This is a genomic window from Acinetobacter towneri, from assembly GCF_001758345.1.
Classification (GTDB): domain Bacteria; phylum Pseudomonadota; class Gammaproteobacteria; order Pseudomonadales; family Moraxellaceae; genus Acinetobacter; species Acinetobacter towneri_A.
This window is the reverse complement of the sequence record NZ_MKQS01000001.1, coordinates 363,198-386,080: the sequence shown is the minus strand read 5'-3', so window position 1 is coordinate 386,080 and position 22,883 is coordinate 363,198. Positions and strand designations below refer to the sequence as shown.

Genomic DNA, 22,883 nt, shown 5'->3' with positions numbered 1-22,883 from the left:
TATGTTGTAAAACAGAAAAGGAACTTCAATAGAGTTCCTTTTTTGTTTTTTGTAACTAACTCTTATTCGATTTAAGTGAGTAACACTTCTAAAATCTGCTCATAAATTTCCGCTAAGGGTTCTAAATCAGCCACATCAACGTGCTCGTTAACTTGGTGAATGGTGGCATTGAGTACACCTAATTCCAATACTTGCGCACCTGTTGGCGCAATAAAACGACCATCGGAAGTGCCGCCACTGGTCGATAATTTTGTTTCAACACCTGTGACATTGCGAATGGCCTGACGTGCAGCATTAACCAATTCACCCACAGGGGTTAAAAATGGCAAACCTGAAAGCGTCCACTCGATTTCATAATCCACTTGATGCTGATCTAAAATTTCCAACACACGTGTTTTTAGCTGATCCGCAGTCACTTCAGTCGAATAACGGAAGTTAAAGGTCACTGTCATGTTACCTGGGACAACATTGGTCGCACCTGTTCCTGCTTGAATATTTGAAATTTGAAATGAGGTGGCAGGAAAGTATTCGTTGCCATGATCCCACACCGTTTCACAAAGTTCCGCAATTACTTTAGACGCGGTATGAATCGGGTTAATTGCCAAGTGTGGATAAGCCACATGACCTTGTTTACCTTTTACAGTCAAGACTCCATTGAGTGAACCACGACGACCATTTTTAATAATATCGCCTAATTTATGTGTGCTTGAAGGTTCACCGACCAAACACCAAGTCATTTTTTCCTGACGTGCTTCCAACGTTTCAACGACTTTTACGGTACCGTTAATGGATGGCCCTTCTTCATCAGAGGTAATCAAAAAAGCAATTGAACCTTTGTGGTCAGGATGTTTAGCAACAAAGCGTTCAGAGGCAACCACCATAGCTGCCAATGCTGTTTTCATGTCGGCACTGCCACGACCATAAAGCTTGCCATCACGAATTTCAGGTACGAATGGATCGGTATTCCATGCGTCTAAATTGCCTGTAGGGACAACATCGGTATGACCTGCAAAACAAAAAACTGGAGCTTCTGTACCTTTACGCGCCCAGAGGTTATCTACATCGTCAAAACGCATAGATTCAATCTTAAATCCAATTTTTTCTAAGCGTTCTGCCATGAGATTTTGACAGTTGTGATCGACAGGAGTGACAGACGGTTGGCGTAAAAGCTGCAGGCTTAAATCCAGAGTAGCAGAAGAGGTCATGAGAGTTTCAGACGTTTATCAAGAGTAAGTGCTAATAATAGGGGAATAATGCAACAAAAGTGAAATTTTTAGCGTGAAAAAACCTTGTTCTCGGACAAGGTTTTTTGTGGTTTTGTGAAGATCTTTCTGAAATTGTCAGAATTATTTTCGAATTTCTTGTTGGGTTTTTTCAGCAGTGTTACTTACCGCATTACCTGCAGAAGATACGTCTTCGCCCACACCTTTAATTGTATTACAACCCGTTAAAATAAAGGTCAATAACAGTGAAGTCGCTAAAATTTTTTTCATGTTCATCTCCAATATGCGCTAGATAGATTATTTTGATGTGTTTTTAAGCATAGAAAATAATCAGAATAATAAATAGGTAACTTTTATGGTGCTTGCGTAATAAAATGTTGAAACTGTTATGCAGCGTGTTAATGGAAGATAGCTAATCAAGGGTGCAGCGCGGTACATATAAAATTGTGAATGTGCTGCCTGAAAATATAAACCATCGGTCCACCATTGATTCGGTAGGCTACTGACTTGAGCATTTTGGCAAATCCATTCATGCCGTTGCAGGCGATAAAACTGTTCTGCTGGCGCTGGAATATCACTCCCCCAAAGTCCTAAACGACGAGCGCGATTGACCCAGTGTGGGCTAAGTATTGTAGCTGATTCTTTCAAGTGATACGTGGCGAAATACAATTGTCCTTTGAGTACGGCAAAGCGACGTTCAATTGACACATCTAAAGCTTGTTTAAATTGAAATTGCTTTTGACTAAAATGATTCAGTTTTCGCGCCAAAGTATCGGAGCGGTTTAAACCATACCAATGTGCCAAAGAGCAGTCCGTTTCAGCTAAATAGTATTTTAAAGCCACTTCCCAGTGTTCAACCTGCTTTGTGTCATGGTTGCACAGTAAAAAATCCAGTTCACCCACAGTTTTAGCACCATCAATAATTTGAATACTGTGCCCCAATAATTCGAAGGGATGATAGTCACGATCACGCAGCCAAAACCACATCAACATTTCAAAGCGTAAGCCTAAACGGGTACTTTTCAGCTGATTTAAAAACTCGTACACCGCTTCGGGATGAGAATCTAAATAGGCTAAACGTGATTGATAAGCTTGATAATGCTTTTGCCAAAAAGCATTTGCATGGAATTCAAAAGTATGTTGAATGGGCAATTGCTCAGGCACAGCAGATAAAATATTCGGGCTGGCCACACTAAAAGCCAACTGACGGATAAGCGGGGTTTTATAAGTCAGCCAGACTTCGGGCATAAGCTCGGATTGATGCAACTCAATCATTATGAATCCATACTGAAAAATGCAGAATTACAACGGAAAATTAAAAAACGCTTTATACTACCGCAATTCGAAGTTTAGGACAGTAGTATGCAACGCTTGTTATGGCGAGGTTTAGTGGTGATCTTTGTCATCCTTGGCTTTATTGGTGCATTGTTACCAGGTATGCCTACTACTGTCTTCTTGATTTTAGCAGCTTGGGCATCATCACGTGGTTGGCCGCAAATGGATAACTGGTTACTGAATCATCCTAAATATGGCAGTACACTCAGGGATTGGCGTGCTAATGGCACAGTACCGCGTAAAGCCAAATGGTTAGCAACGATCATGATGAGTATCAGTGCCGTACTCATGCTGTTTACAACTGCGCCTGTTGCGGTCAAAGTTTTTACCAATACCACCATGTTGGTGGTGTGTATTTGGTTGTGGTTACGTCCTGAACCACAGCCGCTTAAGAAAGAAGAAGAATAGGGTAACGCAATGACTTTTTTATATACACAAGCAGATATTTTGATTGATTTGTCCGAGCAAACTTTATATTTGCCTAAGCATCAGAAATTTTATGTCATTTCTAGTGGGGTGAATGGCATTGGTGAAACTGAAAATAGTGGTAAAACACCGCGTGGTTGGCATGAAGTCGCTTTGAAATTTGGTGAAAATGAACCTGAAAATGCAGTGTTCATTGCGCGTCAACCTACGGGTGAAATTTACAATTTAGATTTAGCCGAACAATTTCCTGAACGGGACTGGATTTTAAGCCGTATTTTATGGCTTAGTGGTCTGCAAGAGGGTTTTAATCAGGGCATCGGCTGCGATACTTTTCAGCGTTATATCTATATACATGGCACACCAGACACAGAACCAATGGGCATTCCTGCATCGCATGGCTGTATTCGGATGCGTAACCAAGATATTTTAGAATTGTTTGAACTGATACCAGAAAAAGCGCTGGTTTATATTTCTGAACACAAACTGGATTTAAATAGTTTAGGTTTACTTAGTTGATGGTGCTTGCGAGGTGAATTTAGATGAATAATGTTGCATCTATCACTACCTAAAAGCTGGCTGATTGAGCAGGTAGATTGCAGCGCTAACAAGTTGAAAAGCACATTAATTTTGTTTGAAAACTAAAATAACCTGCAGAATTTGTTTGTTTTTATAGCGGATCACCTATTTTTTAATCACTCGATCACAAAAAACTGAAAACAAGCCGAAAAGCGTTTGACAGGCGGTAAAGATTCTCTATAATGCACCTCACAAACGATAAAGACGTTAAGGGCGCTTAGCTCAGTTGGTAGAGCGTCTGCCTTACAAGCAGAATGTCGGCGGTTCGATCCCGTCAGCGCCCACCAAGCCTTTACGTTATAGATTCTTACGTGCAGCGGTAGTTCAGTTGGTTAGAATACCGGCCTGTCACGCCGGGGGTCGCGGGTTCGAGCCCCGTCCGCTGCGCCACTTAAGATTCTTTAACCATCGTTTGTACCACAAGAGTGACTTTGTGTAAGTGCAGCGGTAGTTCAGTTGGTTAGAATACCGGCCTGTCACGCCGGGGGTCGCGGGTTCGAGCCCCGTCCGCTGCGCCATTTACATAAATTTCTTTTGAGGGCGCTTAGCTCAGTTGGTAGAGCGTCTGCCTTACAAGCAGAATGTCGGCGGTTCGATCCCGTCAGCGCCCACCAGATTCTTTTGCGATGCAGCGGTAGTTCAGTTGGTTAGAATACCGGCCTGTCACGCCGGGGGTCGCGGGTTCGAGCCCCGTCCGCTGCGCCATTCAAAAGAGAAGTTTAAGTTTACTGATAGATATAAACTTAAATGATGCAAAATTTGACAGTTTTGCAAAATCAGAACAAAATGTTGTTTTGATCATTTTAGGGCGCTTAGCTCAGTTGGTAGAGCGTCTGCCTTACAAGCAGAATGTCGGCGGTTCGATCCCGTCAGCGCCCACCATATTTTAGTATAGATGCTTGACATACATACAAAAAAGCCCTTAATTGCTTAATGCAATTACCGTTGCAGCGGTAGTTCAGTTGGTTAGAATACCGGCCTGTCACGCCGGGGGTCGCGGGTTCGAGCCCCGTCCGCTGCGCCATTTTTCATTCCCTGATATGAAAAGTGAGTTTCAAAGTTCAAGACTATGCACTTCGCTTGTTTTGCAACGTAAAATAACAATGTTATTTTTCTCTTCAGGGCGCTTAGCTCAGTTGGTAGAGCGTCTGCCTTACAAGCAGAATGTCGGCGGTTCGATCCCGTCAGCGCCCACCATATCTTTTCATACACCTTCATCTCATATTTCTTGCTTATTGCAATAAATTCGCCTAGAATTTTTTTATTTATAATAATACTAATATCCGTGACTTATGAGAAATCCTTATCAACGAAAAGCTGCATCTAAGCAAGCGCCGCAAATTTATAATGTGCAAGATATTTACAAGCAATTTATTGAAACCATTGTTTCTCAGGGGCATGTTTTTGCATTGTATGAAGATGGTTGGGCGCTTTGTGCTACCCCTACAGGGCAGCGTGCTTTTGCAATATGGCAAAATAAAAGTCTAGCTAAACTGTTAATCAAAGACAATTGGGCCAATTATCAAGTTGAAGAAATTTCACTGAAAGATTTTATTGAAAAAGTGATTCCGTTTTTACGTCAGGAAGCCACTAATGTTTCTATGAATCTAAGCCCTGAAGGGCAGAATGTATTGGTTGCTCCTGAAAAGTTATTGCTAGATCTAAAAAATTATTTGTATCAGGTGTATATACAAAAACCTGAATTTTTTAAAGAGATGCAAATTCCTTTGCCACGCTCAATTCGTTTGAATTAAGCGATGTGCATGTTAGATTTTATTTTTCAATACTCATTGAGCAGCCAACCACTGATATAAGCAAAATATTCGCGTAACCACGCGTTATAGCGGCTATAGAGCGGTGTTGATGCGCTCAACATACTGAACTGTGTGTATCCCTGTCGTTTAGCAATAGCTGCTGCACGGAGGGTATGAAAATCACTCGTGACAATCGTAATTGGTTGGGTTTTATCTGTGCCGATTTGATGCAGCAAAGGTTGACTGTTTTTTAAATTGAGTGCCGTACTGGTACTTTGGGTTTCTAAGATAATGCGTGATGCTGCAATTGCATAGCGTTGTTGTAAATAGTTGGACATCACCTGCGCTTCAGTGAGTTGTTMCGCAAAAGCGGGGCCACCACTGACAATTAAATAACTGTGTGGATGTTCTAAGGCATAAGCTGCTGCGGTATCTAGCCGTTTGGCGAGCGTGGGCGATGGTTGTCCATTTTCTATGCCACTGCCGAGTACAATCACCACTTTGGCATTGTTGCTTGCAGTATTTTGCTGCTGTGTACTGAAATGAATATAAGCAAAAAAGATCAATAGGCTGATGCACCATAACCAAAATATGCCCCAACCGAATTTCCATAACCAATCTAAGCGTGTATGTTGTTTTAAGTGGCTTTGAATCCAAGTATAGAAAATGGCATAACACAGCAGCATCGTGCCTATTAACAAAGGTAAAACGGTGCCGAAATGAATTTTCTTTAAGCTGATGAGATAGACACCATCCAAAACTAAAATTAATCCAATTAGGCTACTTAATATTCTTTTGAATAGACTTGATTGCGGCTGTACGTGACTTTCTTGCATGCCTTGCATAACTGTATTGCGCTATGATGCTGTGTAAACAGTATAGCCGAAGCTGCTTAAAAATTTAGCCCCAACTGAAGTATGTTTCGGTTGAGGCTATGGGTAAAATTAGGTGAATTACAAGTTGAGATTAATACACATCTCGGCGATAACGTCCATGCTGACGTAATTGTTCTAGTTGAGTTTCACCCAAAATATCTTTTAAAGCTTGGTCGACATCACTGGCCATGCCTTGAATACTACCGCAAACATAAATCACGGCACCTTGTTCAACCCATCGTTTTAAATCTTCAGCCTGTTCACGTAACTTATGGTGAATATAGACTTTATCGGCTTGATCGCGGGAAAAAGCCAAATCAAGCCGTTGTAGCACGCCTGTGCTTTGCCAAGCCTCGATGGTGCGTTGATAAAAGTAATCGTGCGCTTGCTGGCGTTCACCAAAAAACAACCAGTTTTGGGTGTAATTCAGGCGGGTACGTGCATGCAATAAGCTCATTAAACCCGCAAGTCCTGTGCCGTTGCCAATACAAATAATTGGGCGGTCATCATCAATTAAATGGAAAGATGGATTATTGCGAATGCGTAGTGCGATATTTTGTCCGATTGCTGCATGGGCAGTTAACCAACCTGAACCTAAGCCCAGCTCACCTTGAGCATCAAATTTTTGACGCACTACAAGTCTCAAAACCTGTTGTGAAGGAATACTGGCGATTGAATATTCACGACTAGGTAAGGGGGCAAGTTGTGCCAATAATTCATCGATAGTTTTAAATGTTTGAATAGGGGCTGTCAGGTCTTTATATGCTAAAGCGTGTGCTAAGGTTTGCTGACCATCTGCAATAATGGTATTGGCATCGAGTTGATGTTGTTTTAAAAAATCCTGAATCCGTACAGTACTGTTTTCTGGTTGAATTTCAGCAATGTCACCTGCAGCCCAATGTGCTTCGTGCTGCGGTACAAGTTCAATATTAAACGCAGGGGTACCTAAACTATTTGGATTGAGCAAATCACGTTGTTGTAAACGCCATGTATCAAAAGTTTTGTCAATTTGCATGCTTTGTAATTCAAGTTGTGTCACCTGTGCCAATGCTTGATTCCAACGCTGTACATCAGCAGGATTGGCATTATCTACCTCAATAGTGTCAAACAAAGCGTGAGCATGATTGCGTTGCAGCCATGCAGCAAGACGATGTCCAAAATCGCAATAACTGTCAGGATACTCTTTGGAGCCTAGAGCTAAAACCGCATAACGTAAATGAGAGAGGTCTAAGCTTTGGGACATGATTTTTTTCACAAAGCTAGAGGATAAATCGGGTGCATCTCCTGTGCCGTATGTGCTGGCAACAAATAAAATTTGAGTATTATTTTTAAGCTCAGTTATCTGCAATTCTTGAATAGCTTTGACTGTGACAGGCTGATGTGCCTCTTGCAGACTCGTTGCAGTGCGCCATGCCAATTGTTCGGCAGTACCTGTTTGGCTGGCATAGACGATGAGCCAGTGTTCAGCATTTGGGTCAATCTTAAATTGAGTTTGGTTTTGACGTGCAGCAAGAGTCAAACGCTTTTGTTTACGACGTTTTAAATATAGCATCCAACCTGTGACGAAAAACAGCGGCATCATCAAGGCAGCAAGCATGGCTAAAAATTGATAAACAGGTCCAAAGAAACTACCCCGATGCACAGGCAGCATGCTGCTCATGATTTTTTCATTAAGCTGTTTGTCTGCATATAATTCAAGTTGAGTAATACGCGCTTGTTGATAATCAAAAGTTGCGCTATTGCGGGCACGTTCATGTTGTGGAATGACATCGACAAAGTTAATTTCAATTTCACTATTGGCATGTTTAGGCACATTAAAAGTGATACTGGAATAATCCTGCCCCAATTGCTGCGGGAAATGTTGCCATGCCTGCTTCAAAGCAAGATTAATTTGTGCCTGATCCAGTGTATTTTTTTTGGTAGGATCCGTGCTATTGGGGCCTTGTTCCACAACTTGTGTCTGCCTTGCTTGATGAGGTGTTTGATTATTTTGATTTTCTTTTTTATTGCGTCCCTCTGCTTGTAATTGTGCTTGTGGTCTTTCTACGCCCATGACTTTAAACATACCATTGCGCCACCAATCATACGACCAATATAGCCCTGTGCATGCCATAACAAGATAGAAGATCACTACCCATGTACCCACCACAGCATGTAAGTCCCAAATAAAATTGCGACCTTTGAGTTGTGGTTTAATCGCAAACCATTGTTTGAATGAATGGCGTTTTGGCCAGCGCAGATAAATGCCACTTAACACAAAGAACAGCAACATGAGGGTACATGCGGCTGTAATTTGCTTACCAATAGGCCCTACGGTTAAATTGCGGTGTAATTGCTGAATGAAATGGAAAAATTCACGTCCCCGAATTTCAGGCAACACTTCTGCAGAGTAGGGATTAATCATGATATTTTGCCCGCGTCTGGCGCCTTCTTTCGCAATATTGATGCTTGAAGATGCTGCAGGATCTTGGGCAATGGTAATGCTATTAATATTATAACTTGGTTGGACTTGCTGAAAATGCGTGTAAATTTCTGCAGGAGTAAGTTTGGGTTTTTGCTCAACTTGAACTTGGTAACTGTCTGTATTCAACCATTTTAGAATTTGTTGTTCATAGGAATAAATTGCCCCAGTGACACCCATGAGTGACAAAATAAGCCCTGCTGTAATGCCAAGGAACCAGTGAATTTGGAAAAAAGTTTTTTTTAACATGAGGAATGCGAGTTGAGCACGAATTTTGCAGAAGAATAATCTAGATACAAAGTTAATGCAAATGCTATTTATTCTCATTATCGTTCATTGTTTTAATTTTAAGTAAAAAAACCTCCATCGCAGGGGATAGAGGTTTATTTTTGAACGGGATATTTAGATTTGCTTGGCTTCGCCTGCAGCTTCGGTTAAATGCTTGCGAATGGTGTTGAACGAAAAGTTCTTGCTGTCCATGCGCTTAGGTAGAATATAAGCGCCTTGCTGACCTTTTACTTTGAAGTTCATCAAAATAAATTCTGGGGTGTTGTACCATTCATATACATCTTTCCAGCCGATTGCACCCACGCCTTCTTGAGCGCCCATTTGCTGACGCATTACGATTCCGTGTGGTTGTACGCCTAAACGAATCCCTTTAATTTCTTGAACAGGAAATTCATTCATTTTGCGTTTAACGTACCATTCCAAGCCGTATTTACGCACCAGCAGGTAGAGTGCCACACAGACAATGGCGACCCAGCAGAAAATTGTTGAATAATTTTTTAATAGCAGAATGCCTAAAATGGAAAGGGCGACTATCACCCCCATAATAATCCATGCTTTCATGCCAATTTTATTGGTACTGCGCCATATTACCAGTTGAGCGTGACGTTGTTCCTCTTCAGAAACTTCGTAGATTACAGGCTGTAGGGTGTAGGCGTATAAACTTTTCGCGGTCATAGTGAAACTAACAAATTTAAAACTATAAAAAGTTTAGCATTAATTGCTGTCATTCAGTGAGTATATTGTCGCAAAATCATGCTAAGGTCGATGAATACATATTGTGCTTAGGCTGAGAAAGTAGACATGGATCCTTTGCAGAATGATTTATAAAGACGCCAGTTCAGTTGCATCCTGATCATGTTCGTGGCTTAAACTTTGTTTTAAGCGACTTAATTGCTGCAAGATACTCATCATCAAAGATAATTGCTGCAAAATAATTAATGATTTTTGATCTTGCTCATTGTTTTGACTTAAAAGCTGACGAATGGTTTGCAGCATATTGTGTGCGCTTAAATCAGGCGTTTCATCGTTGAGTAAAGCACCTTGAATATCGTCCATCGCTTGATCGAGCAGTTCCAAGACTTCCTGATCTTCAATTTTGTCACGATGCGCACCCAGTGCAGCGATATAACTAATAAAGGTGTGATTCAGACACAAGAACTCAAAGGCCTGAGCTTTTTGATCAGGATCAAAATCAGGTTCGGTGGCGAGTGTTGAAATCAGTGAAGCAACTTCTGCGTCGGCATTGTGAGCAGCGCGGCGCACCACACGATAATTCAAGCCGTTATTGCGCCCATTTTTATATTGTTGAATCACTTCTGCCAAATAGTCACATTGTGCGGTGAGTGAGCGACGAATCGTGCGTGATAGACGACGGAATTTCCAGTCGGGGAAGATAAAACTCACGCCAAACCATGCCAGTGCACAACCAATTAAGGTGTCGACCATACGTGGTACAGCTGCGGCAAAGCCCAAACCTTCTAGATTAAAGTTCATCAGCGCCAAAATAGTCATAAAAGCAGTCGCTTGTGCATATTGTTTACTGCGTAATTCAAAGAACAACATGCCACTAATAATTAAAACCACCAATTGCCCTTCTACAGATGGCACAAAATATAAAATGGTGTAGCCGACCACAATCCCTGCCAGTGTCCCAATAATACGCAAACGTAAACGGCGTTTGGTGGTGTTAAAGTTAGGCTGCATCACAAACAGAGCGGTTAGTAAAATCCAGTAGCCATATTGAATATTGGTGACTTGTACAAAAACATAGCCAATTAACAGTACAATCGACAAACGAATGGCATGGCGGAACAAGACAGATTCAGGGGTTAAATGCTGTTTGATACGGATGACAATATCATCCCAGCTTTTTAAGTCGTCATCTATGAGTTGTTGTTCAATATGCTTGGATTTATCCAGTTTAATATTACGTTCGGTTTCAAGATTACGCAGTTGAGCGTCAATTGATTTTAGGTTTTGATATAAGGCAAACAGTGCATTAATCCAAACCTGGTCATATTGCTGCTCGCTGCGCAGCTTTTCTAAAGACTGTTTAAGATTTTCAAAAGCATGTTTAAAACGCTTGTTATGCACATAAGGTTTACGATGCAGAATACTTTCACTTAAATCTTTACAGGCTTTACCTTGAATAGACAAAATGCGCTGGAAGCGAAATAAAACATCGCTGTGCTGAAATATTTTCGCCAGTTTTTGATAATCAATATGTGCAGAGTCGGCACGTTCATGAATGTCTTGTGCGACAAAATAATACTGTAAGCTGCGTCGGGTATCTTTTTGTCCGCGGTCACCTTTTAAACGCGTCAGCAAAGCCGTTTTTAAGTCGTTAAAAATCGCAATTAATTTGCCATTTTCAAGTGATAAATCAATGATGCTTTGCTGATAACTAGATGCAGTCATATCCACATCGAATAGATTAGATTTGGCAAATAAAAAATCGCCCAGAGAAGAATAACTGAGCGAAAGTTTGTCTTGTAAAGCACGAACAGGGAACAGTAAAAAGCTGATGGTTGAAATTACGCCGTACCAGATTGCGCCCGAGACCAAAAGTAGCGGTTGCATGTACCAGTCATCAAATAGATTGACACCAAGCATGGCGTACACCGATACCACCAAACAGCCATAAGAAATGGTGGCATAACGCCGTCCGAGCGAACCGAGCAAAATTAAGACAATACACGACAGGATTAAGCCTGTGGCAAATAAAATAGGGTGCGGAAATAAAAACTGTATCGAAGTGGCGGTAACAAAGAACCCAATATAAGTATAGAGCTGATTAAGGATACGCACCGAAAAACGGTCATCTATATCACTCAAACCTGCGGCAACCACACCTAAAGTTAAAGGAATGGTGGCAATTTGCATTCCCATAAAATAGGGAACAAAAGCAGTTCCCGCAAATGCAATGAGCATGCGGATGTTATACATAAATGTGGTGTTATAGGTCGCTTGTTTGAGCTTAATCAGCCAAGGTTTCAACATCGTTCCTTTAAGTAAAATTTTTTTTCTAAACAGTGATTATGCTATGAAATGAAAGCTTGCGTACATTGTAACTGTAGATGAGTGTTTAGAGAATTTAATATGTGAAAATTCATCTTTAATCACTACAAATGATAGTATGAAGCGTGCAAGCTTCTCTATACATTTGTCATTCCACCTTAAAATATGAGCATATCGAAAACTTTACTAAGTTCAAATAGTACGCCACCATCTGCGCCAGAACCCAACATGCAGCAATATTCGACAGCCTGGATTTTGTTGTTGGCGTTACTGACATCGCTTGGGCCTTTGTCGATTGATATGTATTTGCCTGCCTTGCCAATAATGGCAAGCGAGTTTGGTGTATCGACCCAAATGGTCGCAAACAGTTTGCCTGCCTATTTTTTAGGTTTGGCGTTGGGGCAACTGATTTATGGGCCGCTGAGTGATCGGATTGGACGTAAGCCGCCTTTATATATTGGCTTGGTATTGTTTTCACTGGCCAGTATGTTGTGCGTGTTTGCACACAATGAATGGGGATTGATTGCTGCACGTATTTTGCAGGCGTTGGGCGGTTGTGTGGGCGTGGTGATTGCACGAGCAGCCATTCGTGATCGCTTGGATTTGCAAACGTCCGCTCAAGCTTTTTCGAGCATGATGATTGTGATGACCATTGCACCCATTATTGCACCAACGCTGGGTGCATGGGTGCTTAGATGGATGAATTGGGAAGCCATTTTTGTGGTGCTGACCTGTGTTGGAATTATTTGCTGTTTATGTGTACATTTCTTTTTTAAAGAAACTTTAGCCAAAGAACGCCGTTTAAAGTTGAGTTTTCAGCAAGTCCTGACCTTATATTTCGCAATTTTAAAAGATCGTGATTTTCGTTTTCCAATGTTAGCAGGGTGTCTGACAGGTGGGGCATTGTTTTGCTATATCAGCGGTTCAAGTGCGCTCATGATGGATCAATATGGCTTGAGTGAAACGGCTTTTGCTTATGTGTTTGGTGCCAATGCCTTTGGCATTATGTTGTTTTCGACCCTAAATAAAAAAATCAGTGGAAAATTAGGCGTGTTGCAACGCTTAAAACTGGGCAGCATGATTCAACTGAGTGGTACGGTCATTCTACTGCTTGCAGGTAGTCTGGGGTATGCACCTTTGGCATTGGTAATGCTCGGTTTATTTCTTGCAGTGTCTGGGATTGGTTTTACAGGCCCGAATGCCATGGCGCTGGCAATGGCAAAACAAGGCGCACGTGCTGGAACAGCCAGTGCGATCATGGGCAGTGTGCAATTCTTTTGTGGCTTGATTGGTGGGGTATTACTTAACTTTTTAACAGGCAGTGCTTTGCTGAATATGGCGGTATTAATGCTGCTATTTATTGGGTCGGGGRTGTTTGCCGTTTTTCATATTTTACAACCTCAATCAGACTGAGTTGAGGTCAATACTTTTTCAAATGGTAATTTTTTTCGTAAAGATCGGGCTTTTAGACAGAACTGAAATATATACAATAGTCTAATAGTGGGGTAAATTCTTGAAAAATCAACCTATTTAAAGTATTGAATTTTATATGGTTTAATTATTTTAATCTGTAATTATGATTAATTATGATTTCTTATTCGGGAAAACTGATTTTAATAAACATCATAACTTGATAGATTGAAGCCTGTAATAAATGACACAAATTGTAATATTTTAAATATTTGAGTGTCTTGGACTATTTGGCAAAAGTGTTTTGATTTTTAAGCCATTTTTATAATTCGATGTGAAATCGATAGATGACGAACAAAATCATCATGCACGGATGCAGCGTTGTTTTATTTTGGAGAGATAAATGAGTCAATTACTCAACGGTCAATTTATGATCAAAGGTTTAGCTATTGCTGTTACAACTTTAATGGTAGGTACTGCACACGCAGCAAAAACTGAGCAACAACAAATTCAAGAACTTCGTCAAGAAGTTGAAGCGTTAAAATCATTAATTCAGCAACAACAGCAAGTACAACAACAGCAGCAAACTCAAATTGCCCAAGTACAACAGGCGAAGCCTGCTGCACCTGTAAGTGCATTAAGCAGCTTAAAGTCTAAATCTGGTGCAGATGTTTCTATTTATGGTTTTGTACGTGGTGATGCAAACTATATTATTAAAGGTGCGGATAATGACTTTAACTCAGCACATACAAGTAATGAAGAAGCAAGTGACAAATTACGTGCTACAGCAAAAGTAACCCGTTTAGGTTTAGACTTTAATACACCTGTTGGTGACAATAAAGTAGGCGGTAAAGTTGAGGTTGACTTTGCAAGTGCGGCAGAGAATTTACGTATTCGCCATGCTTATTTGACTTTAAACAATTGGCTATTTGGTCAAACAACTTCAAGCTTTGCTTCAGTACATGCACCAGAAATGATTGATTTCCTTACAAACATTGGTGGTATGGGGGGGGCATCACGCGTGCCGCAAGTACGTTATAGTCAAAAACTAGCACCTGCAACGCAATTATTTGTATCTGCTGAAGAAGGTAATAGTACTGCAGACGGTAGTAGTGTAACTTATCGAGTGCCAACATTAACCGCAAAAGTCACTCAAGGCTTTGCGGAAGGTAAGGGGTTAGCTTCAGCTCGTGCCTTGGTTGAGCATTACAAAGCTAGTACGGGTGGTGATGATAAAACGGGTTGGGGTGCAGCTTTAGGTACGAACTACCAAATTTCCGAGCCACTGAAAGTCTCAGCTGACGTAACTTATGTAAAAGGACATAACAATCATTTGTATGGTAGCAATGCTGCTTTTACTTTAGATGCTAATAACAACATTGAGCAAAATGAATCAATTGCTGTTCAAACAGGTATTACATATAAGTTCTCACCACAACTGCGTTCAACTCTAGCTTATGGTGCATTATTTTCTGATGATGGTACAGACTATGCGCGTATAAATGATGATGCTAACGAGAAAGTACAACAAGCGTGGATTAACTTTATCTATTCACCTGTAAAACCAGTCGATTTAGGTATTGAATATATCAATGGTGAGCGTGAAACTTTCAAAGGTCAAAAATTCAGTGATGACCGTGTAGGCTTTATGGCGCGTTATAGCTTCTAAGTCACTCCTTTTGAGCACAATCCAAAACAGAGCTTAATTTTAAGCTCTGTTTTTTTTGTGTTGAAAATTTATGTTATTCACTCAATAACTAAAATTTTATCCAGTTTAAAGAAATGTTGTAACTTTCTCTTATAGCTGAACACAATCATTAAAATTTTTAGAAAAAACGCAGAAAATAGCAGCTTTTTGTCAAAAAAAATGCATAATGATCGACCTTTAATCTTGCTGTTTTTTATCAAGTGGTTGAATATCTTTATCGGAAGGTATTTATCCACCTCAGATATTTGGGAGCTTATATGAGATTACCTCTCAGTGTTAAGCCGATTCAGTTGTTTGCACTCGAAGTCACCCCGAAAGTGAAAATGCTGTCTTTTGTCTTTCTTTTCTTCTGTTCTAGGCAAACGCAGATCATAACGCTTGAGTGAAACCAAAGGATGGGTTGGTTGAGCGAAATGCATACCTCTTAAACTTCGGTCAAATACGATACTGTTTACATACTTTGTATTGCGGCATTTTTTAGTTGATTTAGAGTCATAGTGATGCAAATGCTTTAGTTTGCATAAACAGCTCTTCATCATATTAAAAATAATCTGCAATCACTATATGGATATTGCCATGGAATTTACTTTTAATGCGTTTTATACGCTGATTGCTGCGGTCATCGTCCTGCTCTTAGGGCGACTTTTAGTCAATAAAATTGATTTTTTAAAACGCTATAATATTCCTGAACCTGTTGCAGGTGGTTTGGTTGCCGCTATTGTTTCATTGTTGGTGAATCAATTTTGGGGTTATAGCATTACCACTAGTAGCGCATTGCAAACTAGCTTTATGCTTATTTTCTTCGCCTCGATTGGTTTAAGCGCGAACTTCACAAAATTGCGTCAGGGCGGAATCGGTTTAATTATTTTCTTGATTGCAATTTCCACATTTATTGTGGTGCAAAACTTTGTCGGCATTAGTCTTGTAACATTGTTAGGTATTGATCCACTAATTGGTTTAATTGCAGGATCGATTACTTTAACTGGCGGTCATGGTACGGCAGGAGCATGGGGTGAAATTTTAGAAACCCAATATGGTATTCAAGGCGCTTTAGCGTTAGGAATGGCAAGCGCAACCTTCGGTTTGGTTATTGGGGGCTTAATTGGTGGTCCACTGGCTAAAACTTTAATCAACCGTCATCAATTGGCTGTACCACGTACCGACGAACAAAATGAAAAACGCGATAATACACCTGCGGATCAAGATTCCAATGAGTTTATTCCATTTGAATATCCGCATCAGGTGCGTTTAATCACAGCAGATAATGCAATTACTACTTTGGGTTTATTTGCAGCGTGTTTGGCATTTGCCGAATTTATGACAGGCGTTGCCAAAGGCACTATGTTTGAATTGCCAACTTTCGTTTGGGCATTGGCGGGCGGTGTGATTCTGCGTAATGTTTTAGAAAGTATTTTTAAAGTCAATATTTTTGATCGTGCGATTGATGTGTTTGGGAATGCATCTTTATCGTTATATTTGGCGATGGCGTTGTTGTCACTCAAACTATGGCAATTGGCCGATTTGGCTGGCCCGTTGATGGTGATTTTAGGGGCGCAAACGCTCACAATGGCACTGTATGCTGCCTTTGTAACCTTCCGTATTATGGGGAAAAACTACGATGCAGCCGTGCTGGCAGCAGGACACTGTGGTTTTGGGATGGGGGCGACGCCAACAGCAGTCGCCAATATGCAAGCCATTACCAATATGTATGGCCCCTCTTATAAAGCATTCTTGATTGTGCCGTTGTGTGGCGCTTTCTTTGTCGACTTGATTAACGTCGCGGTGATTCAGTCTATTTTGAAATTCTTTTCAGGTTAAGCTGTTCAGTTGTAGATAGATTGCAAAATAAAATGCCAGTTCACATGAGCTGGCATTTTTTATGTGGGATGTTGAACGGTGAGCAAGCCTCTATACACGAACGCTACGTTGTAGGCCGTGATGCAAGTGAGTCTTAAAAAATAGCCTAAGCAATAAAATTCAATAACACAGTATAGAGCAGGAAACTTCCAATCAGACTCAACCAAACGGGTAATTTTGACTTTAACAGCACAATCACGAAGGCAACAAAAATAAGGTCATAGAGACTTAATACATAGCGTTGTGCCATTTCTACCACCATGTAGAGCAATAACCCAACCACCGCTGCATTAATACCTGTGACGGCATGACGAATATACGCTTGCTGCATTAACCAAGACCAATACGGCAAGGTGGCAAAAACCAAAAAGAAAGAGGGCAGGAAAATGGCCAAAGTTGCTAAAACAGCATTGAGCCACATCATGTCTGTCATGGGAACTAAACTGCCCAAATAGGTAGCAAAACTGAATAATGGTCCTGGAACTAATTGTGCCATGGCATAACCCAAATCAAATTGTTCTGCGCTTACTAAACCGGTACTGACAAAATCTTGATGTAACAAGGGCAAAATAACGTGGCCACCACCAAAAACCAAAGAGGCTGCTTGATAGAAACTTAAGTTGGCGGTATAAAGCAAATTTGGCGTGAGCCAGTTGAGACCTGTCAGTATGATAAACGGTGCAACAAACAGCCCACCCCAAAATATGGCGTATTTACGATGCTGAACGATGTGATTTGCAGTAAAGCTCGTTTGAGTTGCATCTGTATTTTGAACATTCGTTGGCGTCTGTTTTGCCATCCATATACCCAATACTGCTGCAAGCGAAATCACCAAGACTTGATTCAAGCTAAAAGGCACAAAATAAATAAAAACAGCTGCAGCCAGCATTAAGGCGTATTGCCAAATGGTTTTACAAAAACTGCCTAACATTTGCCAAAATGCCCAAGCCACGACGGCTAAAACAATCAGTTGAATCGTGTGGAAACTATCTGAAGAAAGCACTTCTAAATATTGATGGCCGAGTACAGCAACTAAAGCCATGAACACAGCAGAAGGTAAAGTAAAACCAAGCCATGCAAGTACTGCACCCCAATAGCCTTTTTGTAAATAACCAATCGCTAAACCCACCTGACTACTGGTTGGACCTGGTAAAAGTTGAGCCAGTGCCACAACTTGGGCATATTGTGCTTCATCTAACCATTTGAGTTGTTGCACAAAGCGCTGATGGAAAAATACCAAATGCGCTGCAGGCCCGCCAAAAGACAGACAGCCTAATTGCAGAAAAATCCAGAATAATAAGGAATAAGAAGGTGTTGGCATATAATTTTAGACAGATTCGACTTGTGCGCCACTGTAGTGGCTAGACGTGACAGTTTAACGAATTACTACAAGGATCGGTTAAAATAATAGATAGACTATGGGCGCTCATGCAAGGTAAAAACAGAGAGCATAACTGTTGACGTTAAGAGGGTTGCTGTATCAAGTAGGCTGATCAACCTTGACACGATTGATGGTGAAATATCGACTGAAACCTATGGATTCAAGAAGGTCATTATGAAAATTGGGTATGTATCTCTTACAGCATTACTGATGGTGGGATGTCAGGTGGTGCCATCGCAGCAGCAATTTTCGACTCAAACTTTGCGTGAGTCGCAGCCCGTGGTTGAAGCAGAGTCGCGCCTGAATCAAATTGATTTTCGTCAGTTAAAACAACAAAAAAAACGTCCAGTTGTCGCCTTGGTTTTGGGCAGTGGTGGCGCACGTGGTTATGCACATATTGGGGTGATTGAAGTACTTGAGCAGTACGGTATTCATCCTGATTTTATTGTGGGCAGCAGCGCAGGCAGCATTGTCGGTTCAATTTATGCCAGTGGTAAAAATGCACAGCAATTACGTGAAATTGCCATGAATATGAAAGCCAATGATGTGCGGGATGTGACTTTAGATTTAAAAGGCTTTTTTGATGGTAAAAAAGTTGAAAATTATGTCAATGCACAAGTCGATCAACTCCGTTTGGAGCAATTTAAAATCCCGATGTACGTGGTGGCGACTGAATTAAAAGAAGGCAAAAAAGTTGTATTTAATTATGGCAATACGGGTCAAGCGGTGCGTGCGTCAGTGTCTATCCCAAGTATGTTTGTACCTACTAAAATTGCAGAACATGAATATGTCGATGGTGGTTTAGTGAGCCCTGTACCTGTCAAGGTTGCACGCGATTTAGGGGCAGATATTGTGATTGCCGTGAATATTTTGGCGCAGCCTATTCATACTGAAACCAGTAATGTGTGGGGATTGTTTAACCAAAATATTAATATTATGCAAAAGCATTTGGCCAATGAAGAATTGAAACTGGCAGATGTGGTCATTCAACCCGATTTACGTGAAAAAGCCCATATTTTTGATGTAAAAGGGCGCGAAGCGACTATGCTGGCAGGTGCAGAAGCAACCGCAGCGCAATTAAATAAAATTGATCAGGTCTATCAACAGCATCATTATGCGCATGGGCATAGAATTGTAGACTATAAAGTGAGTAATACTTTTGGGCTTTATGGACAGTTTAAATAGCTGTCCAGATCCTTCATTTAGGTCAATTCAATGAAATCAACAGATTTAACTTAAGTCTAATTAGGTGCTTGATAAAAATAACTTTAATGTTAGATTGCTTAGATTTATTCTTTGTAAGTATTTGATATTATAGTTTAAAAATAAAGATACCCTAAAGATATCTAAATACTGAGATGAGGTATTTAGACTTAAAATCAATTTTTTAGCGTGTTCTTTCGCACCGTTTCCATTTATTCTATGTAGCATTTACTGAATTCGTTTTTTAAGCAGTTTACCAATTGAACATGCTTCCAAGACAGCCTAACTTTTGTGCTTCAGGACTTTAAAACTTTATAAAAAATCGAGGGGATACTTCATGCACGGCTTTGAAATTGGACAGCAGGTGATACTTAGCAAGATGTAGTAGGGTATTTTTACAATGAAGAAGATTAATCCAGATGGTTCTTATGTATTTAAAGCTGCCTTAAGTTCCGAGCAAACTTTGATTTATAGTAATGTATCGCAGGAAATGCTGCGCTTGGCTTGAATGCTCTCACTAAATGAAATTTCTTGGGTAAAATAGCCGAAATTTGCTTGATTAATCCATTGAATAAAAGATTTTAGTTTGTTTTTTGAACACTTGAAGCGATGGTATTTACTGTATATTCAATTTGAACAAATATTCTAATTAAAGAAATGAATTAAAAAATAACAGCTTGGGTGTCTTAGGCTTTAGTCTTATAACTCTAAATAAATGTTCACATTAACAATATAAATAATAATGATGCACTTGTTGCCGAAATGAACATTCAAACTTTTATAAACACGATATAATAATACGCTCATATCTTACTGTCTTTAAAAGAGTCTAGAGAACGCAATGTCACCATTAGATCAAATTGCCCCTGTATTAGATGACCAGTCAGAATTGACCATGACCGTGTTAATGACACCCGACATGGCAAATTTTTCAGGGAATGTGCATGGTGGAACAATTTTAAAACTATTGGATCAAGTGGCGTATGCATGTGCGAGCCGCTATTCGGGTAGTTATGTGGTGACCCTTTCGGTTGATAAAGTGAACTTTAAAGAACCGATTCATGTAGGGGAATTAGTGACTTTCCTTGCCAGTGTGAACCACGTCGGTCGTACCTCAATGGAAATTGGGATTCGTGTAGAAGCGCAAAATATCCAAAAGCGTACAGTGCGCCATACCAACAGCTGTTACTTCACTATGGTTGCAGTGGATGAAAATGGTAAACCAAAACAAATCCCTGCGTTGAAATTAGATAACGACTGGAAACGATGCCGCTTTGAAGCAGCGGAGCAACGCAAAGTTGCGCGTTTGCAAGAAAATCATCATCCATCTTGCAGTATTTATAAGAAAACTGAAAAAAACTAAGTTTTCGTCAATCTCAGCTGAACACCTGTTTGCAATTGCATACGGGTTTTTTTGCGGCTATTTTTTTAACTTTGCTCAAGCTTGGTATTGATTAGCCTTATGGATGAACAAAAACTGAGTAAACCGAGAGAGTGGCTTAAAACTCAGTTTTTGTATTTAATTTACATTTTAAAATGTATCGCTTTTTTTAAGGTTGTTGGGTCGATGCTGCTGGTGTTTCAGTGCTAGCTTCAGATGCAGGTTGTGCAGCAGCTTGTTCTGAAGCAGGTCCAGCCACAGTTTCCTGCGTTGAAACAATCACTTTTTCCTGTTCTTGAACTTTCGATTCAGCCTGTGCTGCAAAAGTGGTTGCAGTGGCAAAAGCAAAAGTTGAAGTGAGTAAAATTTGTGTCAATTTCATGGTTTGGCATCCTTATTTAAAGTTTTCACGAATGATCAAAATGTTCAGCACAAGCATGAAGAAAAAACTTAATGCGGCTAAAGTGTTCAAGTCAGTCATCACCTGATTTGAACGAGCTGAACAGGAACTCATCCTAATAGCCATTGGTGTAGGATCAATGCTTGCAACAAAGCAAAACAAAGATGGTTACTTGAATCGCACAATGATGATGAACAGGTTTAATTTTGGTAATTTTTGTTAAATAAAAGTAGCCAAATTTAGCGAAAATGACTGTATTTTATGCAAGAAAACTGCAGGGTTAGCAATAAAACATAACATCAAGCGACTAAAACTTGGTGAATCTGCTAAAACAAGTGGCAAATCATTACGCAATAAATGTAAGAAAATTTTTCAAGTCACGACATCAATGAATATCAACAATTGGATAAATTTGTGTGTGTTTAGATTCAGATTGATCTCATCGCTAAACTTGCTTAGCATGCTTGAGTTGTTTGAAACTCAATAAAGTGAGCTTATTTTGAAATTAATTGCACCACAAAAAGCAGTCCCGACGCATATTATTTCTGGTTTTCTCGGTGCAGGAAAAACCACATTATTGAAACAGTTACTCATCCAAAAACCTGAACATGAAGTCTGGGCGGTGCTGATGAATGAATTTGGACAAATCGGTGTCGATCAACAACTTTTACCTCAGCAACAAGGCTATCAGGTCAAAGAATTATTGGGCGGCTGCTTATGTTGTAGCAGTCAGTTGCCTATGCAAATTGCCYTGTCGCGTTTATTGTCTGAAGCGAAGCCTGACCGTTTATTCATTGAACCGACAGGTTTGGGGCATCCTGCGCAACTCGTGGAACAATTGACTGAACCACATTGGCATACCCATTTATCGATGCGTGCCTTGGTTACGGTGGTCGATGGTTCGCGTTTGCATGATCAGGCGTGGACGCAGCAAAACTTGTATGCCGATCAGCTCAAAGCTGCACAAATTATTGTGGTGTCACATGCAGATCAAATGCAGGTGGCAGATGAGCAGGCGCTKGTGCAGTTGCAACACGAATATCAAGCCTATGCGCAAAAATGGTTGAAAGCGGAACAGGGTAATCTGGCTTTGATTGAAATTGATACGCTGTATGTCGGCACACAGCGTAAAATTCAGCCTTTATTAAAATTACAAAAAACGCTGATTCCAGCTGCAAATACGTCTGAACCAGAAATTAAACAGTTGCCATATCATTATGTAGAAACTGCTCAGGGTTATTCGGTAGCGGGCTGGAAATTCCCTAAACGCTGGCAATTCGATTTTTATCCACTTCTAGATTTACTCTGTGAACAGCAAGATTGGTTACGCATTAAAGGGATTTTTTATAGCAATCAGGGCTGGAAAAGTTTTAACTTCAATCCCCAGCAATTTAACTATCAATCTACCGATGAAGGGATAGACAATCGAGTGGAAATTATTTATCAAACCGAGCGGGATTGGTTACAGTTTGAGGCTGCGTTATTGGCGTGTCGGGTTGATGCTGCTACAGCTTTTGAATGAAATCTATGTGCTCTCGGGCAAACGATAAAGCAAAATCCCAGAAAATCTATTATGCTTAGCGGCAA

At 40.5% G+C, this 22,883-nt stretch carries 18 protein-coding genes and 8 tRNA genes; 17 read left to right on the top strand and 9 right to left on the bottom strand.

What is annotated here, in order from left to right:
* Positions 1–71 precede the first annotated feature (71 nt).
* From dapE to BJN41_RS01745, 3 genes are all read right to left on the bottom strand, one after another.
* Positions 72–1,205, bottom strand: coding sequence for a succinyl-diaminopimelate desuccinylase (gene dapE / locus BJN41_RS01755; RefSeq protein WP_070152594.1), 1,134 nt, complete (start codon positions 1,203–1,205; stop codon positions 72–74).
* A 141-nt stretch (positions 1,206–1,346) separates the two neighbouring features.
* Positions 1,347–1,493 (bottom strand): entericidin A/B family lipoprotein, encoded by a 147-nt coding sequence (locus BJN41_RS01750; RefSeq protein WP_070152591.1) that lies wholly within the window; start codon positions 1,491–1,493, stop codon positions 1,347–1,349.
* 60 nt (positions 1,494–1,553) lie between these two features.
* On the bottom strand, positions 1,554–2,498 hold the full coding sequence (locus BJN41_RS01745; protein ID WP_070152588.1) for a DUF1853 family protein: 945 nt from the start codon (positions 2,496–2,498) through the stop codon (positions 1,554–1,556).
* Between the two features lie 87 nt (positions 2,499–2,585).
* Here BJN41_RS01745 and BJN41_RS01740 point away from each other — a divergent pair, with 87 nt between their 5' ends.
* From BJN41_RS01740 to BJN41_RS01690, 11 genes are all read left to right on the top strand, one after another.
* Positions 2,586–2,966, top strand: coding sequence for a YbaN family protein (locus BJN41_RS01740; RefSeq protein WP_019837489.1), 381 nt, complete (start codon positions 2,586–2,588; stop codon positions 2,964–2,966).
* A 9-nt stretch (positions 2,967–2,975) separates the two neighbouring features.
* Positions 2,976–3,500, top strand: coding sequence for a cell wall-recycling L,D-carboxypeptidase ElsL (gene elsL, locus BJN41_RS01735; protein WP_019837488.1), 525 nt, complete (start codon positions 2,976–2,978; stop codon positions 3,498–3,500).
* Between the two features lie 271 nt (positions 3,501–3,771).
* Positions 3,772–3,847 (top strand) — tRNA-Val (locus BJN41_RS01730).
* Positions 3,848–3,873: 26 nt separating this feature from the next.
* Positions 3,874–3,950: transfer RNA gene (locus BJN41_RS01725), tRNA-Asp, on the top strand.
* 51 nt (positions 3,951–4,001) lie between these two features.
* Positions 4,002–4,078, top strand: a tRNA-Asp gene (locus BJN41_RS01720).
* A 20-nt stretch (positions 4,079–4,098) separates the two neighbouring features.
* Positions 4,099–4,174 (top strand) — tRNA-Val (locus BJN41_RS01715).
* A 14-nt stretch (positions 4,175–4,188) separates the two neighbouring features.
* A tRNA-Asp gene (locus tag BJN41_RS01710) sits at positions 4,189–4,265 on the top strand.
* Between the two features lie 101 nt (positions 4,266–4,366).
* Positions 4,367–4,442: transfer RNA gene (locus tag BJN41_RS01705), tRNA-Val, on the top strand.
* A 65-nt stretch (positions 4,443–4,507) separates the two neighbouring features.
* A tRNA-Asp gene (locus tag BJN41_RS01700) sits at positions 4,508–4,584 on the top strand.
* A gap of 97 nt (positions 4,585–4,681) precedes the next feature.
* Positions 4,682–4,757 (top strand) — tRNA-Val (locus BJN41_RS01695).
* Between the two features lie 95 nt (positions 4,758–4,852).
* Positions 4,853–5,314, top strand: a complete 462-nt coding sequence (locus BJN41_RS01690) for a DUF2750 domain-containing protein (protein ID WP_019837487.1) — start codon at positions 4,853–4,855, stop codon at positions 5,312–5,314.
* A 26-nt stretch (positions 5,315–5,340) separates the two neighbouring features.
* On the opposite strand, the gene BJN41_RS01685 is transcribed toward BJN41_RS01690, so the two are convergent.
* The 4 genes from BJN41_RS01685 to yccS all read right to left on the bottom strand — a co-directional run bounded on the left by BJN41_RS01685 (position 5,341) and on the right by yccS (position 11,935).
* Positions 5,341–6,159, bottom strand: a complete 819-nt coding sequence (locus tag BJN41_RS01685) for a YdcF family protein (RefSeq protein ID WP_070152586.1) — start codon at positions 6,157–6,159, stop codon at positions 5,341–5,343.
* Between the two features lie 121 nt (positions 6,160–6,280).
* Positions 6,281–8,899, bottom strand: coding sequence for a PepSY domain-containing protein (locus BJN41_RS01680; RefSeq protein WP_070152583.1), 2,619 nt, complete (start codon positions 8,897–8,899; stop codon positions 6,281–6,283).
* Positions 8,900–9,052: 153 nt separating this feature from the next.
* Positions 9,053–9,613: a YcxB family protein gene (locus tag BJN41_RS01675; RefSeq protein ID WP_070152580.1), complete on the bottom strand. Its 561-nt coding sequence runs from the start codon at positions 9,611–9,613 to the stop codon at positions 9,053–9,055.
* 147 nt (positions 9,614–9,760) lie between these two features.
* Positions 9,761–11,935 carry a YccS family putative transporter gene (gene yccS / locus BJN41_RS01670; RefSeq protein WP_070152713.1) on the bottom strand — a complete coding sequence of 725 codons (2,175 nt, stop codon included), beginning with the start codon at positions 11,933–11,935 and terminating at the stop codon, positions 9,761–9,763.
* Between the two features lie 249 nt (positions 11,936–12,184).
* On the opposite strand from yccS, the gene BJN41_RS01665 reads away from it, so the two are divergent.
* From BJN41_RS01665 to gltS, 3 genes are all read left to right on the top strand, one after another.
* Positions 12,185–13,369 carry a multidrug effflux MFS transporter gene (locus BJN41_RS01665; RefSeq protein WP_070152710.1) on the top strand — a complete coding sequence of 395 codons (1,185 nt, stop codon included), beginning with the start codon at positions 12,185–12,187 and terminating at the stop codon, positions 13,367–13,369.
* 400 nt (positions 13,370–13,769) lie between these two features.
* A complete protein-coding gene (locus tag BJN41_RS01660) occupies positions 13,770–15,035 on the top strand; it encodes a DcaP family trimeric outer membrane transporter (protein WP_070152577.1) in 1,266 nt (421 codons plus the stop codon).
* Positions 15,036–15,650: 615 nt separating this feature from the next.
* The gene (gene gltS, locus BJN41_RS01655; protein ID WP_070152707.1) at positions 15,651–16,892 is read left to right on the top strand and encodes a sodium/glutamate symporter; all 1,242 of its coding nucleotides are present in this window, start codon (positions 15,651–15,653) and stop codon (positions 16,890–16,892) included.
* 145 nt (positions 16,893–17,037) lie between these two features.
* Here gltS and chrA read toward each other — a convergent pair whose 3' ends face one another.
* Positions 17,038–18,252 (bottom strand): chromate efflux transporter, encoded by a 1,215-nt coding sequence (gene chrA, locus BJN41_RS01650; RefSeq protein ID WP_070152574.1) that lies wholly within the window; start codon positions 18,250–18,252, stop codon positions 17,038–17,040.
* Positions 18,253–18,522: 270 nt separating this feature from the next.
* Between chrA and BJN41_RS01645 the strand changes: the two genes are divergently transcribed.
* Both BJN41_RS01645 and BJN41_RS01640 read left to right on the top strand, forming a co-directional pair.
* Positions 18,523–19,497: a patatin-like phospholipase family protein gene (locus BJN41_RS01645; RefSeq protein WP_162164697.1), complete on the top strand. Its 975-nt coding sequence runs from the start codon at positions 18,523–18,525 to the stop codon at positions 19,495–19,497.
* Positions 19,498–20,356: 859 nt separating this feature from the next.
* The gene (locus BJN41_RS01640) at positions 20,357–20,878 is read left to right on the top strand and encodes an acyl-CoA thioesterase (protein WP_070152572.1); all 522 of its coding nucleotides are present in this window, start codon (positions 20,357–20,359) and stop codon (positions 20,876–20,878) included.
* A 187-nt stretch (positions 20,879–21,065) separates the two neighbouring features.
* On the opposite strand, the gene BJN41_RS01635 is transcribed toward BJN41_RS01640, so the two are convergent.
* Complete coding sequence (locus BJN41_RS01635; protein ID WP_070152569.1) at positions 21,066–21,278, bottom strand: hypothetical protein; 213 nt, start codon at positions 21,276–21,278, stop codon at positions 21,066–21,068.
* 517 nt (positions 21,279–21,795) lie between these two features.
* Here BJN41_RS01635 and BJN41_RS01630 point away from each other — a divergent pair.
* Complete coding sequence (locus BJN41_RS01630; RefSeq protein WP_070152566.1) at positions 21,796–22,818, top strand: CobW family GTP-binding protein; 1,023 nt, start codon at positions 21,796–21,798, stop codon at positions 22,816–22,818.
* Positions 22,819–22,883: the final 65 nt, after the last annotated feature.